Origin of the sequence: Marinimicrobium locisalis (assembly GCF_039822625.1) — a bacterium.
GTDB classification, from domain to species: domain Bacteria; phylum Pseudomonadota; class Gammaproteobacteria; order Pseudomonadales; family Cellvibrionaceae; genus Marinimicrobium; species Marinimicrobium locisalis.
Genome location: NZ_JBDLLG010000001.1, coordinates 51141 through 68139 on the forward strand (window position 1 = coordinate 51141; position 16999 = coordinate 68139).

13 protein-coding genes are annotated in these 16999 nt (G+C 57.7%); 7 read left to right on the top strand and 6 right to left on the bottom strand.

Going from position 1 to position 16999, the window contains the following annotated elements; all coding sequences use genetic code 11:
* Nucleotides 1-60: 60 nt before the first annotated feature.
* From lpdA to sucD, 3 genes are all read left to right on the top strand, one after another.
* Nucleotides 61-1500, top strand: a complete 1440-nt coding sequence (gene lpdA / locus AAE514_RS00230; protein ID WP_347329473.1) for a dihydrolipoyl dehydrogenase — start codon at nucleotides 61-63, stop codon at nucleotides 1498-1500.
* A gap of 133 nt (nucleotides 1501-1633) precedes the next feature.
* Nucleotides 1634-2800 (top strand): ADP-forming succinate--CoA ligase subunit beta, encoded by a 1167-nt coding sequence (sucC, locus tag AAE514_RS00235; protein ID WP_347329474.1) that lies wholly within the window; start codon nucleotides 1634-1636, stop codon nucleotides 2798-2800.
* Nucleotides 2800-3672: a succinate--CoA ligase subunit alpha gene (gene sucD / locus AAE514_RS00240; RefSeq protein ID WP_347329475.1), complete on the top strand. Its 873-nt coding sequence runs from the start codon at nucleotides 2800-2802 to the stop codon at nucleotides 3670-3672. Before sucC ends, sucD begins: the two co-directional genes overlap by 1 nt.
* A gap of 617 nt (nucleotides 3673-4289) precedes the next feature.
* Here the strand turns inward: sucD and AAE514_RS00245 are convergent.
* Nucleotides 4290-4871 carry a pseudouridine synthase gene (locus AAE514_RS00245; protein WP_347329476.1) on the bottom strand — a complete coding sequence of 194 codons (582 nt, stop codon included), beginning with the start codon at nucleotides 4869-4871 and terminating at the stop codon, nucleotides 4290-4292.
* Nucleotides 4872-4969: 98 nt separating this feature from the next.
* Here AAE514_RS00245 and AAE514_RS00250 point away from each other — a divergent pair, with 98 nt between their 5' ends.
* Complete coding sequence (locus AAE514_RS00250) at nucleotides 4970-7201, top strand: NADP-dependent isocitrate dehydrogenase (RefSeq protein ID WP_347329477.1); 2232 nt, start codon at nucleotides 4970-4972, stop codon at nucleotides 7199-7201.
* A 118-nt stretch (nucleotides 7202-7319) separates the two neighbouring features.
* Here the strand turns inward: AAE514_RS00250 and cspD are convergent, their stop codons facing one another.
* Complete coding sequence (gene cspD, locus AAE514_RS00255; protein ID WP_347329478.1) at nucleotides 7320-7619, bottom strand: cold shock domain-containing protein CspD; 300 nt, start codon at nucleotides 7617-7619, stop codon at nucleotides 7320-7322.
* A 281-nt stretch (nucleotides 7620-7900) separates the two neighbouring features.
* On the opposite strand from cspD, the gene clpS reads away from it, so the two are divergent.
* Together clpS and clpA are read left to right on the top strand one after the other, a co-directional pair.
* Nucleotides 7901-8260, top strand: a complete 360-nt coding sequence (gene clpS / locus AAE514_RS00260; RefSeq protein WP_347329479.1) for an ATP-dependent Clp protease adapter ClpS — start codon at nucleotides 7901-7903, stop codon at nucleotides 8258-8260.
* A gap of 23 nt (nucleotides 8261-8283) precedes the next feature.
* Entirely contained in the window at nucleotides 8284-10560 is a 2277-nt protein-coding gene (gene clpA, locus AAE514_RS00265) for an ATP-dependent Clp protease ATP-binding subunit ClpA (protein ID WP_347329480.1), read from the top strand.
* Between the two features lie 135 nt (nucleotides 10561-10695).
* Here clpA and infA read toward each other — a convergent pair whose 3' ends face one another.
* The 4 genes from infA to trxB form a co-directional block, all read right to left on the bottom strand.
* Nucleotides 10696-10914 (bottom strand): translation initiation factor IF-1, encoded by a 219-nt coding sequence (gene infA / locus AAE514_RS00270; RefSeq protein ID WP_027330818.1) that lies wholly within the window; start codon nucleotides 10912-10914, stop codon nucleotides 10696-10698.
* Between the two features lie 691 nt (nucleotides 10915-11605).
* Nucleotides 11606-12313, bottom strand: a complete 708-nt coding sequence (locus AAE514_RS00275) for an arginyltransferase (protein WP_347329481.1) — start codon at nucleotides 12311-12313, stop codon at nucleotides 11606-11608.
* Between the two features lie 23 nt (nucleotides 12314-12336).
* Nucleotides 12337-13041 carry a leucyl/phenylalanyl-tRNA--protein transferase gene (gene aat / locus AAE514_RS00280; RefSeq protein WP_347329482.1) on the bottom strand — a complete coding sequence of 235 codons (705 nt, stop codon included), beginning with the start codon at nucleotides 13039-13041 and terminating at the stop codon, nucleotides 12337-12339.
* 42 nt (nucleotides 13042-13083) lie between these two features.
* Nucleotides 13084-14031 carry a thioredoxin-disulfide reductase gene (gene trxB / locus AAE514_RS00285; RefSeq protein ID WP_347329483.1) on the bottom strand — a complete coding sequence of 316 codons (948 nt, stop codon included), beginning with the start codon at nucleotides 14029-14031 and terminating at the stop codon, nucleotides 13084-13086.
* Between the two features lie 312 nt (nucleotides 14032-14343).
* Here trxB and AAE514_RS00290 point away from each other — a divergent pair, with 312 nt between their 5' ends.
* Nucleotides 14344-16692 carry a DNA translocase FtsK gene (locus tag AAE514_RS00290; RefSeq protein ID WP_347329484.1) on the top strand — a complete coding sequence of 783 codons (2349 nt, stop codon included), beginning with the start codon at nucleotides 14344-14346 and terminating at the stop codon, nucleotides 16690-16692.
* Nucleotides 16693-16999: the final 307 nt, after the last annotated feature.

Genomic DNA, 16999 nt, shown 5'->3' on the forward strand with positions numbered 1-16999 from the left:
CGAATAGAGCGCTTGACGACGTGGCTCGTCAAGCTGCACCGAAACATCGGGAAACATGATATGTCTGATAAGTTTGATGTCGTTGTGATTGGTTCCGGCCCCGCCGGTTACGTGGCCGCCATTCGCGCCGCCCAGTTGGGTTTGAAAACCGCTTGTGTCGAGAAGTGGCAGAACAAAGAAGGCAAGGGCGTGAATGGTGGTACCTGCCTGAACGTGGGCTGCATTCCCTCCAAAGCATTGCTGGACAGCTCGCATAAGTTCTACGAAGCTCAGAAGGACTTTAAGGTTCACGGCATCACCACCAAGGGCGTGGAGATGGACGTACCCGCCATGCTGGAGCGTAAAGACAAGATTGTTAAACAGCTCACCGGCGGCATCTCCTCCTTGTTCAAGGCGAACGGCGTTACCTCGGTCTTTGGTACCGGGAAGCTGCTCGCCAACCATAAAGTGGAAGTGACCGACAGCGACGGCAAAACCAAAACCCTGGAGGCGGACAATGTGATTCTCGCCTCCGGCTCCCGTCCCATCGACATTCCGGTGGCCAAGCTCGATAACGATGTCATTGTGGACTCTACCGGTGCCCTGGAGTTCGACTCCGTGCCCAAGCGTTTGGGCGTGATCGGTGCCGGCGTGATCGGGTTGGAACTCGGTAGCGTCTGGAAGCGCCTGGGCTCGGAAGTGGTGGTGTTGGAAGCGATGGAGAAGTTTCTATCCATCATGGACCAACAGGTCGCCAAGGAAACCCAAAAGATTTTGACCAAACAAGGTCTGGATATCCGCCTGAGCTGTCGCGTGACCGGCTCGGAAGTGAAGGGCAAGGAAGTGACGGTGACCTTCACCGATAAAGACGGCAAGGAGCAGAAAGAAACATTCGACAAACTAATCGTCTGCGTCGGCCGTCGCCCTTACACCGAAGGCCTTCTGGCGGAAGACAGCGGCGTCAACCTGGACGAGCGCGGGTTCATTTACGTCAATGACCTCTGTGCCACTGATGCCCCGGGCGTCTGGGCCGTCGGTGACGTGGTGCGTGGCCCGATGCTGGCCCACAAGGGCTCGGAAGAGGGCGTCATGGTGGCCGAACGCATCGCCGGCCAAAAGACTGTGATGAATTACGACGTTATTCCCAACGTGATTTACACCCACCCCGAAGTGGCCTCGGTCGGTCGAACCGAAGAGCAAATCAAAGCCGACGGCGAACCCTACAAGGTGGGTACTTTCCCCTTCGCCGCCAGTGGTCGGGCCATGGCCGCCAACGATACCGATGGCCTGGTTAAGATCATAGCGCACGCGGAAACCGATCGTATTCTTGGGGCGCACATCGTCGGCCCCAGCGCTGCCGACTTGATTCAACAGGTGGCGATTGCGATGGAGTTCGGCAGCAGCTCCGAGGATCTGGGTCTGATGGTGTTTGGTCATCCGACTCTGTCCGAAGCTGTGCATGAAGCAGCCTTGGCGATTCATGGACATGCGATCCATATCGCCAACAAGAAGAAGCGATAGATAATAAATAGAACCGACACTGAGTTAGTCAACTCAACCCAGGGGACAGGCCGCCCTAAGGCGGCTTGTCGTTAGGTCATTTTTGCCGAAATCGTAAACTTCGGTTCGGCAACAGACAATGTGGAATTGCACCATGAATTTGCATGAATATCAGGGTAAGCAACTGTTCGCCCAGTACGGACTGCCCGTTTCCAAAGGCGTGGCGGCCAAATCCCCCGCCGAAGCGGTCGCCGCTGCCGATACCATTGGTGGCAGTGAGTTCGTTGTTAAGGCTCAGGTTCACGCGGGTGGTCGCGGTAAGGCCGGTGGCGTCAAGCTGGTCAAAACCAAAGGGGAAATCGAAGCCTTTGCCAAAGAGTGGTTGGGCAAAAACCTGGTGACTTATCAGACTGACGAAAAAGGTCAGCCGGTGAGTCGCATTCTGGTGGAAACCTGCACTGACATCGACCAGGAACTGTACCTGGGCGCGGTGGTGGACCGTGCCAGCCGTCGCATCGTTTTCATGGCGTCCACCGAAGGCGGCGTGGAAATCGAAAAGGTCGCCGAGGAAACCCCGGAGAAAATTCTCAAGGCCACCATTGATCCGCTGGTGGGCGCTCAGCCCTATCAGGGCCGGGACCTTGCGTTCAAATTGGGCCTGGAAGGTAAACAAGTCAAACAGTTTGTTCAGATCTTCGTCGGTCTGGCGAAACTGTTCAAGGAGAAAGACCTGGCGCTGATTGAAGTGAACCCGCTGGTGATTACCAAGCAGGGCGACCTGCATTGCCTGGATGCCAAAGTCGGTATTGACGGTAATGCTTTATTCCGCCACCCGGACCTGCACGAAATGCACGACCCTTCCCAGGAAGACGAGCGCGAAGCGCATGCCGCCCAGTGGGAGCTGAACTATGTGGCGCTGGATGGCAACATCGGCTGCATGGTGAACGGCGCCGGCCTGGCCATGGGCACCATGGACATCGTGAAGCTGCACGGCGGCGCGCCGGCCAACTTCCTGGACGTGGGCGGCGGCGCCACTAAAGAGCGCGTGGTCGAAGCGTTTAAGATCATCCTGTCCGACGAGAACGTGAAAGCGGTTCTGATTAACATCTTCGGCGGCATTGTTCGTTGTGACCTGATCGCCGAGGGCGTTATTGGTGCGGTGGAAGAAGTGGGCGTTAAAGTGCCGGTGGTGGTACGTCTGGAAGGTAACAACGCCGAACTGGGTGCCAAGACGTTGGCGGACAGTGGTTTGAACATCATCGCCGCGACCAGCTTGACTGACGCTGCTCAGCAAGTGGTTAAAGCAGCGGAGGGTAAGTAATGAGCATTTTGATCAACAAAGACACCAAAGTTATCTGTCAGGGTTTTACCGGTGCTCAGGGCACCTTCCACTCCGAGCAGGCCATCGCCTACGGCACGAAAATGGTCGGCGGTGTGACTCCGGGCAAAGGCGGCCAAACTCACTTGGGTCTGCCGGTGTTTAACACCGTGGCGGAAGCGGTGGAAGAAACCGGTGCGGAAGCGTCCGTTATTTATGTGCCGGCGCCGTTCTGTAAGGATTCAATCCTGGAAGCGGCCAATGCGGGTATTAAGCTGATTGTTTGCATTACCGAAGGTATCCCGACGCTGGATATGCTCGACTGCAAAGTGAAGTGTGACGAGCTGGGCGCGCGCCTGATCGGCCCGAACTGCCCCGGTGTTATTACGCCGGATGAGTGCAAAATTGGCATTATGCCGGGCCACATCCACCAGGCCGGCCGCGTGGGTATTGTGTCCCGTTCCGGTACGTTGACGTATGAGGCGGTGAAGCAGACCACGGATCACGGTTTCGGTCAGTCGACTTGTGTCGGTATTGGCGGGGACCCAATCCCGGGTTCGAGCTTTATCGATATTCTGGAGCTGTTCCAGAATGATCCGAAGACTGAAGCGATTGTGATGATCGGTGAGATTGGCGGTAGCGCTGAGGAAGAAGCGGCGGCGTATATCAAGGCGAATGTCACTAAACCGGTGGTGTCTTACATCGCGGGCGTGACCGCGCCGAAGGGTAAGCGCATGGGCCACGCCGGTGCGATTATTGCGGGCGGCAAGGGTACGGCGGATGAGAAGTTCGCGGCCTTGGAGGATGCGGGCGTTAAAACGGTCCGCAGCCTCGCCGACATCGGCGAAGCATTGAAAGAAGCCACTGGCTGGTAATTCTTTCACACAAAAAAGGCGGCCTCCGGGTCGCCTTTTTTGTGTTTGCTGCTTTCGGGCTTTTTGCATTATTAGTTGAGTCCGGCAGAGGAGGGGAATACCGGTTGGAGACCCGCCGTGAACCCATCCATGGGGGCTTCTCATCGGCATCCATGCCTCGGCTTTGGCTTCCTGCGTCGCCCTAACACCTACATCCATGTAGGCGTCAGAGAGTCTCCACATGATATTCCTCCACGACGCCTCAGTGCCAACTGCAATTTGTTGAGGCGTAGGGTGGGTAAGAAGCGAAGCGCCGCCACCCACCAACATTAGCGTGCGGAATTCTCTGGGACCGCTATGTAATGGTAGGTCGGATTAGCGAAGCGTAATCCGACAACGAGAGGCGAAAATGGGCTTGTCGGATTACGCTTCGCTAATCCGACCTACGAAGCTGCGTAGCACAGAGCGTGCTATCTCAAAACAACGTTCGGCTGGCACCAGCGGAGGGTGGGCATACCACTGCGAGACCGTTACCTGCCTGGACGGCAGGTAATCGAGCCCCCAGGGATGGGTTTACGGCGTGTCTCGCAGTGGTATGCCCACCCGCAGCGCTGTAATGCGAAGTGTTGATGTTGAAGTTAGCGCTTACGAGGTGAAGCCTTAACAGGTGCTTTAGGAAGATGCAGCCGCTCAACCCGATACTCCCCGGGCTGTAACTGATCGAGGCCCCAGGTACCAATCCGGGCTCGCACCAGACGCAGGGTAGGGTGATCCACCGCCGCCGTCATCCGTCGCACCTGGCGGTTGCGGCCCTCGGTGATGGTCAGCTCCAGCCACGTCGTCGGAACCGACTTTCGACGACGCACCGGCGGCTTGCGGGGCCAGAGCGCCGGCTCGGCAATCACCTTTACCTTGGCTGGCCGGGTACGGCCATCGTTGAGGGTGACGCCATGCCGCAACGCGTGCAAAGCCGCCTTATCGGGCTCGCCCTCCACCTGCACCCAATAAACCTTGGGAAGCTTGTGAAGCGGGTGGGCAATCTGGTGTTGAAGCTGCCCGTCGCCGGTCAGCAACAGCAATCCCTCGGAATCCAGGTCCAGACGACCGGCGGGGTAGACCCCGGGGCGATCAATATAGCGCGCCAAGGTCTCGCGGCCCTCCGCGTCCGTAAACTGAGAGAGTACTCCGAAAGGCTTGTTAAACAACAGCAGACTTGCCACAGATCAACCTCGATTCATGCCGGGTCGGGCCATTACTGATATAATGCGGCCGATCAGAAACCGGCACACCCCCTGACTAGATGGAGTGACAGCTTATCATGACCGAATCCAAAATCATCTACACGGAAACTGACGAAGCTCCGGCCCTGGCGACTTACTCGCTGCTGCCCATTGTTCGCGCGTTCGCCGAGCCCTGTGGTGTGGCCATCGAGACTCGCGACATTTCCCTTTCCGGCCGTATTATTTCCCAGTTTCCCGAGAGATTAACCGAAGCCCAGCGCATCAACGACGACCTGGCTGAACTCGGGGACCTGGCCAAAACGCCGGAAGCGAATATCGTTAAGCTGCCCAACATCAGCGCCTCGATTCCGCAGTTGAAGGCGGCCATCAAAGAATTGCAGCAGCAAGGTTACGACCTGCCGGACTATCCCGAAGACCCCAAAAACGATGACGAGAAAGCCATTCGGGCCAAGTATGACAAGGTCAAGGGCAGTGCGGTTAACCCGGTGTTACGCGAAGGTAACTCTGACCGCCGCGCTCCGGCATCGGTGAAGCAATACGTGCGCAGCAACCCCCACAAAATGGGTGAGTGGAGCGCGGATTCCAAGTCCCACGTTGCCCACATGTCCCACGGCGATTTTTATGGCAGTGAAAAATCTGTGTTGGTGGAGAAGGCCGGGGATGTGAAAATCCAGCTGGTGACCGACGCCGGCGATACCCAGGTGCTGAAGGAAAAGACCCCCTTGCTCGACGGCGAAATCATCGACGCGGCGGTCATGAGCAAGAAAGCCCTGCGCGAGTTCCTGGAAGCGGAAATTAAGGACGCTAAAGAGAAAGATGTGCTGTTTTCGCTGCACTTGAAGGCCACCATGATGAAGGTGTCCGATCCTATTCTGTTTGGTCACACCGTCTCGGTCTTTTACGCAGACGCCCTCAAAAAGCACGAAGGCGCGCTGAAAGAAGTGGGCTTTGATCCGAACAATGGCATTGGCGACCTCTACTCTTGCGTCGAAAAGTTGCCGGAAGATCAGCGCAAGGCCATCATTGCGGACGTGGAGGCGACTTATAAAGAGCGTGCGCCGCTGGCCATGGTGAACTCTCACAAAGGCATCACCAACCTACACGTGCCGAGCGATGTGATTATCGACGCGTCCATGCCCGCCATGCTGCGTGACTCCGGCAAAATGTGGGGCGCCGACGATGCTCGCCACGACGCCAAGGCGGTCATTCCCGATCGTTGCTACGCCACCATTTACCAGGCCGTCATTGACGACTGTAAAGCCAATGGCGCGTTTGATCCGACCACCATGGGCAGCGTACCCAACGTCGGTTTGATGGCTCAAAAAGCCGAAGAGTATGGTTCTCACGATAAAACCTTTGAAGTTCCGGCTGCTGGCAAGGTGCAGGTGGTGGATACCAACGGCGAGGTTCTGATCGAGCAGTCAGTGGAAGAGGGCGATGTCTTCCGCATGTGCCAAGTGAAAGACGCGCCGATTCGCGACTGGGTCAAGTTGGCGGTCAACCGCGCTCGCGAAAGCGGTGCCCCGGCGGTTTTCTGGCTGGACTCTAAGCGCGCTCACGACGCTCAGGTCACCAAGAAGGTGGAGCAATACCTGAAAGATCACGACACAAGCGGCCTGGAAATCCACATCATGAGCCCGGTGGAGGCGATGCGCTTCTCACTGGAACGGATTCGTCAGGGCAAGGACACCATTTCCGTCACTGGTAACGTGCTGCGTGACTACCTGACGGATCTGTTCCCGATCATGGAGCTGGGTACCAGCGCCAAGATGCTGTCCATTGTACCCCTGATGAATGGTGGCGGTCTGTTCGAAACCGGCGCTGGCGGCTCCGCGCCCAAGCATGTGCAGCAGTTCATTGAAGAAAATCACCTGCGGTGGGATTCACTGGGTGAGTTCCTGGCGGTGGTGGAATCGCTGCGTCACTACGGTAAAGTGACCGGGAACGCCAAAGCCGGGGTGCTGGCGGACGCGCTGGACAAGGCTAATGCGGATTTCCTCCAAAACAACAAATCGCCCTCGCGCAAAACCGGCGAGCTCGACAATCGTGGCAGCCATTTCTACCTGGCGCTGTACTGGGCGCAGGCGCTGGCCGCCCAGTCCGAGGACGAGACGTTGAAAGCCCGCTTTACCCAACTGGCGGAAACCCTGAAGGCCGAAGAGACGACCATCGTGGGCGAGCTGAACGGGGTCCAGGGCCAGCCGGTGGATATCGGCGGCTACTACCGTCCGAACACCCAGAAGACGCTGTCAGCCATGCGTCCGAGCGAAACGTTGAACCGTGCGCTGGACGCGCTGAAGCAGGCATAAGTCCGGGTGGGAGCCCGGGTTTTATTGCCCGTAAGCGGTGACTACACTAAACCCCCGGGGTCCCAAGGACCTCGGGGGTTTTGCTTATTGCCCGATCAGCGCTCGCCTTTTACGCAGCTTAGTGGGTAGTGGCGTGCGCCGTCTTGCTGTTGGCACCATCAAAATCCCGTCGCTGTTCAGCGTTGGCGTGGGGTTGTGCCGTGTCTTTGGGCGAGTCGGAGGAAATAATATTGGTCGCGTGATAGCCTTTATCACCTTTTGTGACATCAAACGCTACTAATTGGCCTGCCTTTAGGGTCTTGTAACCATCCATTTGGATGGCGGAGTAGTGCGCGAATAGGTCTTCGCCACCTTCATCCGGCAGAATAAAGCCATAGCCTTTGGCGTTATTGAACCATTTGACCGTACCTGTAGGCATGAGGGAATCCTTCTTTTTCGAAGAGACGCAGCCGTCTCATAGTTAGTAGTTATTAGAGTGGGCCGGCTAATAACAGGAAGGCTTGTTTTTAGCATAATCCTGCTGCTTTTTTAACCAACTCGAGTTGTTTTAGCTGAGAACGGCAGTTCTGTCAAGTATTGGGGCGGACGCAAGTATAGGTCTGAGGGCATCGATCCGTTACAATAGGGCGTATACACTGGCCGTAGAGCGCCATCGGCGAACAAAATTTTACGTAACGTTTTTGAGTAGTTGTGGGAAAAATGGCAATCTTTCATCTAACCTTAAGTAAAGACCCGGATCAGGACGAGGGCGATGGTAGTGTGGCCGTTGAGGCGGAAAAGCCGAAACTCAAGCGCCCGTCCATGTATAAAGTCATAATGTTCAACGACGATTACACTCCCATGGACTTTGTGGTCGAAACTTTGGAAACTTTTTTTTCGATGAATCGGGAGAAAGCGACGCAGGTTATGATCCAAGTCCACACACAAGGTAAAGCGGTATGTGGTGTCTATACTCGCGATATAGCGGAAACCAAGGCGGCTCAGGTCAATCAGTACGCCAAGGAAAATGAACATCCATTGCTTTGTGAAATCGAAGCAGCGGGAGAAGACGACCGGTGACTCTGTTGTAGAGGTTATCAGCGATGTTAAGTAAAGATCTCGAAATTACCCTGAACCTGGCGTTCAAGGGCGCGCGCTCAAAACGGCATGAGTTCATGACCGTTGAGCACCTGTTGCTGGCGTTGATAGACAACGAGTCGGCGGCCAATGTGCTGCGGGCCTGCGGGGCCGATTTAGGCCAGCTGCGCAAGGAGTTGATTGAATTCGTCGACTCGACCACGCCATTGATTCCCGAGGACGACACCGAACGCGAAACCCAGCCCACGTTGGGGTTCCAGCGGGTGTTACAGCGCGCGGTATTCCACGTTCAGTCCTCCGGTAAACAGGAAGTCACGGGCGCAAATGTTCTGGTAGCGATTTTCAGCGAACAGGAAAGCCAGGCCGTTTACTACCTGAAGCAGCAAAGCATCGCCCGTATTGATGTGGTTAATTACATCACCCACGGTATCCACAAAGTGGCGGGGCAGTCCGACCACGGCAGCGATGCGGGCCAAGAGCAGCACGATGAAGATGCGGTGGGCGGCGATTCGCCCAGCCAGAGCCCGCTGGAAAGCTTTGCGGCCAATTTGAACGAGCAGGCCATGCAGGGTCGTATCGACCCTCTGGTTGGGCGTGAGTACGAAGTAGAGCGGGTCAGTCAGATTCTCTCCCGTCGCCGGAAGAACAACCCGCTGCTGGTGGGTGAATCCGGTGTCGGTAAAACCGCGATTGCCGAAGGCTTGGCCAAGCGGATTGTTGATGGCAGTGTGCCCGACGCGCTGTCGGACAGCGTTGTCTACTCCCTGGATATGGGGGCATTGTTGGCCGGCACCAAATACCGGGGCGACTTCGAAAAGCGCTTTAAAGGGCTGCTTGGGGAGTTGAAGAAGCAGCAGAATGCGATCCTGTTTATCGACGAAATCCACACCATCATTGGTGCGGGCGCCGCGTCCGGGGGTGTCATGGATGCCTCTAACCTGCTAAAGCCCCTTCTGTCTTCCGGGGAGTTGCGGTGCATGGGTTCGACCACGTACCAGGAGTACCGCGGGGTGTTCGAGAAAGACCGTGCACTGTCCCGCCGTTTCCAGAAGGTGGATGTGAAAGAGCCGACGGTGGATGAGACCTATCAGATCCTCAGGGGGCTCAAAAGCCGTTTTGAAAAGCATCACGGCCTGCGCTATACCGACCCGGCGTTGCGCACGGCGGCCGAACTGGCGGAGCGCTACATCAATGAGCGCTTCCTGCCGGATAAAGCCATTGATGTGATTGATGAGGCGGGCGCCTTTCAACAGCTTCAGCCGCCGAGCAAGCGCAAGAAAACCGTGGGCGTGTCCGACGTTGAAGCCGTTGTCGCCAAAATTGCCCGTATTCCGCCGAAAAGCGTGTCGTCTTCCGATAAGGATCAGCTGCGCAAGCTTGATGACAACTTGAAAATGACCGTTTTTGGTCAGGACGAGGCCATCGATACGCTGTCTACGGCGATCAAACTCTCTCGTGCCGGCCTCAGCTCGGGGGAGAAGCCCATCGGTTCCTTCCTCTTTGCGGGGCCCACCGGCGTGGGTAAGACCGAGGTCTCCCGCCAGTTGGCCAAGTGCATGGGGGTCGAGCTGATTCGCTTCGACATGTCCGAATACATGGAGCGGCACACGGTCTCTCGCTTGATCGGTGCGCCCCCGGGTTATGTCGGCTTTGACCAGGGCGGTTTGCTAACCGACGCGGTCAGCAAACACCCGCACAGCGTGGTGCTGCTGGATGAAATCGAAAAAGCCCACCCCGAGGTGTTCAACTTGCTGCTGCAGGTTATGGACCACGGCACGCTGACCGACAACAACGGTCGCAAGGCGGATTTCCGTAACGTGATCCTCATTATGACCACCAATGCCGGGGCGGAGGACATGAGCCGTCGCTCCATCGGCTTTACTCGCCAGGATCACAGCCTGGACGGTAAAGAAGCCATCAAAAAGATGTTCACGCCGGAGTTTCGCAACCGTTTGGACGCCATGGTGCAGTTCGGCGCCTTGAGCATGGATGTGATTGGAACGGTGGTGGACAAATTCCTGGTGGAGCTCCAGTCTCAGTTGGACGACAAGAAAGTGACGCTGGAAGTCACCGACGCCGCCCGCTTGTGGCTGGCCGAGCATGGCTACGACGAAAAAATGGGCGCTCGCCCCATGGCCCGCCTGATTCAGGAGAAGGTCAAGAAACCCTTGGCCGAGGCGGTGCTGTTCGGTTCTCTGTCCGAAGGCGGCGGAGCCGTTCAGGTGGATGTGGATGCCGAGAACAAGGAACTGGAAATTCATATTCAGGGCAAGGACGACTAGGGCCAGCATACCGCCGCACAAAAACCCGCGCTACCCATTGCTATTGGGTGCGCGGGTTTTTTTGTGTCGGTTCGACTAGCTTGGCAGGCCCGCCTTCAATGCGGCTTTATGGACGCGAGCCGTGCGAGCGGGGCGTTAACGGGAGCGGTAGGTAATACGCCCTTTGGAGAGGTCGTAGGGGGTCATTTCGACCTTGACCTTGTCGCCAGTTAGGATTCGAATGTAGTTTTTCCGCATTTTTCCAGAGATATGCGCGGTCACTACGTGCCCGTTTTCCAGTTTTACCCGGAAGGTGGTGTTGGGCAGGGTGTCGACTACTTCGCCTTCAAATTCAATATTGTCTTCTTTCGCCATTCGGCCGTTTCCTCAGCTTTCTGTGTGTGCATCGTCGTTGAACTTCAGACATCTTGCACAGGTTAAGTCTGAATGTTGCCCGGTCGGGCTAAAAATAGGCGTGAATTGTGCCTGAATTGAGCAGAAAGGCCAAGTGCTGGGGGGATAAAAGGTGGTTTATCTGCGCCTTTGGGTCTCATAAAGTCCGGCCAAGGGTGTTCCACTCCCTCGGCCTAAGAGCTTCGTAGCGACTTGTTATCGCGTAGCGTAGGTAAGGCGAACGCCGCCACCTACGAAAAAGCGTGACGTAAAAAGGGCGGTAATCTCGAAATCATCGCTGTAGGGTGGATCGGCCCGACGCCTCGGAGCGGAGCGCATCCACCAGCTTGGGTAACAAATGGTAGGTGGCGGGCTGACGCCCTTACCAACCCTACAGGCTCAGCGGCTTTGGAGTCTCCACCTCCATTAAAGGGGAGGGGTATACTCAAAGTTAAGTCATGGCACAGAGGGCCAGCGAGGGGGTAAAGCCTTCGGAAACTCTCTGACGCCTACATGGATGTAGGTGTTAGGGCGACGCAGGAAGCCAAAGCCGAGGCATGGATGCCGATGAGAAGCCCCCATGGACGGGTTCACGGCGGGTTTCCGAAGGCTTTACCCCCTCGCTGGACCGGGCGTGATGCAACGCTGCAGTTAAATCAACCTACGAAGAATCTCAAGTCACCCTTACCCAACGCCGATTAGCCAACATCTCCAACGGCCGATATTGCGTCTTATAATCCATCTTCCGGCACTGCCTGATCCAGTAGCCGAGGTACACATGCGGGAGCCCCAGCGCCTTGGCTTCCTCAATCTGCGCCAAAATCCCGAACACGCCCAGACTGCGGCGCTCCTGCGTACTGTCAAAAAACGTATACACCGCCGACAGACCATCCTTCAGCCGGTCGCACACCGCAACCGCCACCAGGCGACCCTGATCGCGAACCTCCAAATACTGCGTGACCCCCCAGGCCCGGCTTAAAAACGCATCATACTGCGCCCGAGAAGGCGGATACATATCCCCATCCCGATGGCGGGTATTAATGTAATGCGCGTACAGCTCATAATGCTCATCGGAATCCGCATGATCGACCATCTCCAGCGTCAAATCCCGGTTCCGGCGCCAGCAGCGACGCTGATTGCGGTTCGGTCGGAAGTGCTCCACCGGAATCCGGCAGGAGACACACGCATTGCACTGAGCACAGTGCGGGCGATACAAATGGGCGCCACTGCGACGGAAACCGATCTGAGAGAGCTGGGAGTACAACTCCTGATCCACCGGTGCATGGGGGTCGATAAACAGGGTAGTGGCCTCCTCACCCTCCAAATAACTACAGGGATGAGGCTGGGTGGCGAAGAGTTTGAGGTTCGACAGGTCGGTCATAACGTCTCCTCCCGCCTGGGTATTCAAAGCACCGGCGCGTTGATGTGCCACCGGCCGGTAATCGAGGGTAGATAAGCACAGTCTAGCAGGATTTTTTCAAACACTTCACGGGGAATTTCCTCCGCCCCCAGGCTGAACAAATGCCCGCTGCTCACTTGGCAATCGATCAAGCGAAATTGCCAAGCCTTCAACTGCGCCACCAAGTGAGCGAAGCCGACCTTGGAAGCGTTGTCCGCCCGGCTGAACATGGATTCGCCAAAAAAGACTCGCCCGAGCGCCAAGCCATAGAGTCCGCCCGCCAACTGGCCGTCTTTCCACACCTCGATGGAGTGCGCCACACCCAGCTCGTGCAGGCGGATATACGCTTGCAACATCTCCTCGGTAATCCAGGTGCCCGCCGCCCCGTCTCTGGGGGCGGCACAGGCGCGCATTACCGCCTCAAAGTCGGTGTCGGCGGTCACCGTGAACAGGCCGCGCTTGAGGGTTTTGCGCAGTGAGCGGGAGAGGTGGAAACGGTCCGGGTAGACCACCGCCCGGGGGTCGGGCGTCCACCAGAGTATGGGCTGGCCGTCTTCGTACCAGGGGAAAATGCCGTTGCGGTAGGCGTGAATCAGGCGCTCCGGAGACAGGTCGCCGCCGCCGGCCAGCAGGCCATTGGGGTCGTCCAGAGCCTCATCGGTGGGCGGAAAGTCCAGTGTGGCCGGATCGAGCCAGGGGAGTGTAATCATAGTCAGGGAAGGCCGGCCACGTGAGGCCGGCCGGACGCCGGTTTATAGATCGTCCAGGTACTTCTCTGCATCCAGGGCGGCCATACAGCCGAACCCGGCGGAGGTGACGGCCTGGCGATACACGTGGTCGGAAACATCGCCGGCGGCAAAAACGCCGGGTACGCTCGTGGCGGTGGCGTTGCCATTCAAGCCACTCTTAATCTTGATGTAGCCGTCTTGCATGTCCAACTGCCCTTCGAAAATATCGGTGTTGGGCTTGTGACCAATGGCGATAAACACGCCCTGCACATCCAGATCTTGGGTGGATTCGTTGAGTTTACTGCGAATGCGAGCGCCGGTCACGCCGTTGTCATCACCCAATACTTCGTCCAGGGTGTGGTCCCAGATGAGGCGAACATTGCCGTTTTCGGCCTTGGCGAAAAGCTTGTCCTGAAGGATTTTCTCAGCTCTGAGCTTGTCCCGACGGTGAACCAGGGTCACTTCGCTGGCGATGTTGGACAGGTACAGGGCCTCTTCCACGGCGGTATTGCCGCCGCCGACCACGGCCACCTTCTGATCGCGGTAAAAGAAACCGTCGCAGGTGGCACAGGCGCTGACGCCTTTGCCCATGAATGCTTCTTCCGAGGGCAGTCCCAGGTACTGGGCCGAAGCGCCGGTGGCGATAATTAGAGCGTCACAGGTGTAGGTCTCGTTGCCCACCAACTTGTAGGGCCGCTCGCTCAGATCCGTCTCGTGAATGTGGTCAAAAATGATTTGGGTGTCAAAACGTTCCGCGTGTTCCTGCATCTGCACCATCAGGTCCGGCCCCTGCAGCTCGCTAATGCCGCCCGGCCAGTTTTCCACGTCGGTTGTGGTGGTCAGCTGGCCACCCTGTTGCATGCCGGTAATCAGCACCGGCTTCAGGTTGGCACGGGCCGCATAGATGGCCGCTGTATAGCCGGCGGGACCCGATCCCAGAATGATCAGGCGATGGTGCTGTGCTTCGCTCATGATGAGAGATCCTTTACGTTAAACGTTGGAGGGAGATACGAATGGCGCTCATCATAAGTGAATCACCAACGGGGCGCAAAATAGTATGAACCAATGCCAAGTATTGCTTTCATTAATGGTAAGCTCTCGGGGCCGAGTCTGACACTATGATGGCGTCGCTTTTGCAAACCTCTCCCAGACCGCTAAAATGGCCGCCATCGCTGATCAGCCATGACGCCGGCAGCCCTGCATGACTTCGTAGCGTACGTGACTATAGGTAGCGCACATGACTATAGTAGAGTGCCGGCTGCATCGAATTGATAGGAATCTTGTTTGAAACGTTCCCAGTCTACAACCGCCAGTAACGACGCGACACCGGTCGATAGCCTTCTGGTCCGCATCGTCAAAGAGGGGGCGCTCATTGCCCTGGTGGCGGTCAGCGTCTACCTGATGCTGGCGCTGATGACCTATGACGCCGGCGATCCGGGCTGGTCCCATACTGGCGAGAACACTCGTATCCGCAACGCCGGCGGCCCGGCGGGGGCCTGGCTGGCGGATGTTTTTCTGTCGCTGTTCGGCTACTTGGCCTACCTCTTCCCGGTGCTGCTGGCCTACAGGGCCTGGCAGGTCTTCCGGGACCGGGAGCGCCAGCCGGGCTTCGACTGGCTATTAATCTCCCTGCGTATTGTCGGCCTGATTCTGGTCATGGTGGCCGGCACGGCGATTACCAGCATGCATTACCCTGACGGCGCCGCACTGCCGTTCTCCACCGGCGGCTTGCTGGGCGCCTCCGTGGCCGAAGGGGTGGAAGGCGCCTTCAGCTACACCGGGGGTACCCTTATCCTGCTGGCCGTGTTTCTGTTTGGGATCACCATTTTTACCGACCTCTCCTGGTTGGCGCTGATGGACGAAACCGGCCGTTTGACTCTTTTGCTGATAGATAAGCTGCACGGTCAATGGCAGCAGTGGCAGCGCCGGCGTGCTGAGCGCAAGGCTGCCAAGGAGGCGCAGCAGCATCGCCGGGAGGCCGTGGCCAAGCAGGTGGAGAAAACCGCCAAACGGGTGCCGCCCACCATTTCCGAGCCCCCCAAGAAAACACCGCCCAAGCCCCAGCCCAAACCGGCGCGACAGGCCTCTCTGTTCGACACCAAGGACAGCACGCCACCGGAGGGAGACCTGCCCTCCATCGCCCTGCTGGACCCCCCGGACGAGCACAGCGACAAGGCGTTCTCCAAAGAGTCGCTGGAAGCCATGTCCCGCATGCTGGAGCTCAAACTCAAGGATTTCGGCATCGAAGTGGAAGTGGTGTCGGTTCAGCCCGGCCCGGTGGTCACCCGTTTTGAGATTCAGCCGGCCCCCGGGGTCAAGGCCAGCCGGATTACCAACCTCGCGAAGGACTTGGCCCGCTCTCTGGCGGTAATCAGTGTGCGGGTGGTGGAAGTGATTCCGGGCAAGTCCGTGGTCGGGATCGAGATTCCCAACGAGCACCGGGAAATCGTGCGCCTGAGCGAAGTGCTGGCTTCCGATGTCTACGCCAAGTCGAAATCCGTACTGACCATGGCGTTGGGCAGCGACATCTCCGGGCAGCCCATCGTGGCGGACCTGGCCAAAATGCCCCACCTGCTGGTGGCCGGCACCACCGGCTCGGGCAAGTCGGTGGGCGTGAATGTTATGCTCCTCAGTCTGTTGTACAAGTCCTCCCCGGAGGAGGTGCGGCTCATGCTGGTGGACCCCAAAATGCTGGAGCTGTCGGTCTACGAGGGCATCCCGCATTTGCTGACCCCGGTGGTCACTGATATGAAAGACGCCGCCAACGGCCTGCGCTGGTGCGTGGGGGAAATGGAACGCCGCTATAAACTGATGGCGGCCATGGGCGTGCGCAACCTGGCGGGCTACAACCGCAAAGTCAACGAAGCCCGTAAGGCCGGTGAGCCGCTGAAAGACCCGCTGTTCAAGCCCGAGGACCATTACGAGGCGGGGGAAGAAGAGGCCACGGCCCCGGACCTGGAGCACCTGCCGGCCATTGTAGTGGTGATCGATGAATTCGCCGACATGATGATGATCGTGGGCAAGAAAGTGGAGCAATTGATCGCTCGTATCGCCCAGAAGGCCCGGGCGGCGGGTATTCATCTGATTCTGGCAACCCAGCGCCCCTCGGTGGATGTGATAACCGGCTTGATTAAGGCCAACGTGCCGACCCGGATCGGTTTTCAGGTGTCGTCCAAGATCGATTCCCGAACAATCCTGGACCAGGGTGGCGCGGAGCAGTTGCTGGGCCACGGGGATATGTTGTATCTCCCCCCGGGCACGAGTATGCCGGTGCGGGTTCACGGGGCTTTTGTGGATGATCATGAAGTTCATAAGGTGGTGGCGGATTGGAAGAAGCGCGGTGAGCCGAATTACATTGAGGGGGTCACGGATGAGGGCACGACCAGTTCGATTCCGGTGCCGGGTATGCCTGGTGGGGAAGAGGGCGGTGATGATGGTGAGGGTGATGCCCTGTACGATCAGGCGGTGGCGCATGTGATTGATTCCCGCAAGGCGTCGATTTCGGGGGTTCAGCGAAAGCTGCGTATCGGCTACAACCGGGCGGCCCGGTTGATTGATACGATGGAAGCAGCGGGTGTTGTTTCCGAGGCGGGGCATAATGGGAATCGGGAGGTTCTCGTTCCCAAGAATTAGTGGTTGGCGGTTCTTGGCGGGTCCGACGGGGGAGCGGGTATACCCTTCGGAGACCCGCCGTGAATACATCCCTGTAGGCTTCTCATCGGCATCCATGCCTCAGAGAGTCTCCGAAGGGTATACCCGCTCCCCCGCCTCAGTGCCAAGGTCGCTTCATGGGGGGTTCAGAAACTTGGCGTATGGTGGTGCAAGAGCGAAGCCCACACTTGCCGCGTTACTTCAACTCGACTGATCAGGCTGAGCCTTGTGGGTGTAGTCCGAATCTAAGAGTAGAGTTGCTCCGGTGTGGCACGGAGGCGGTTGGGGG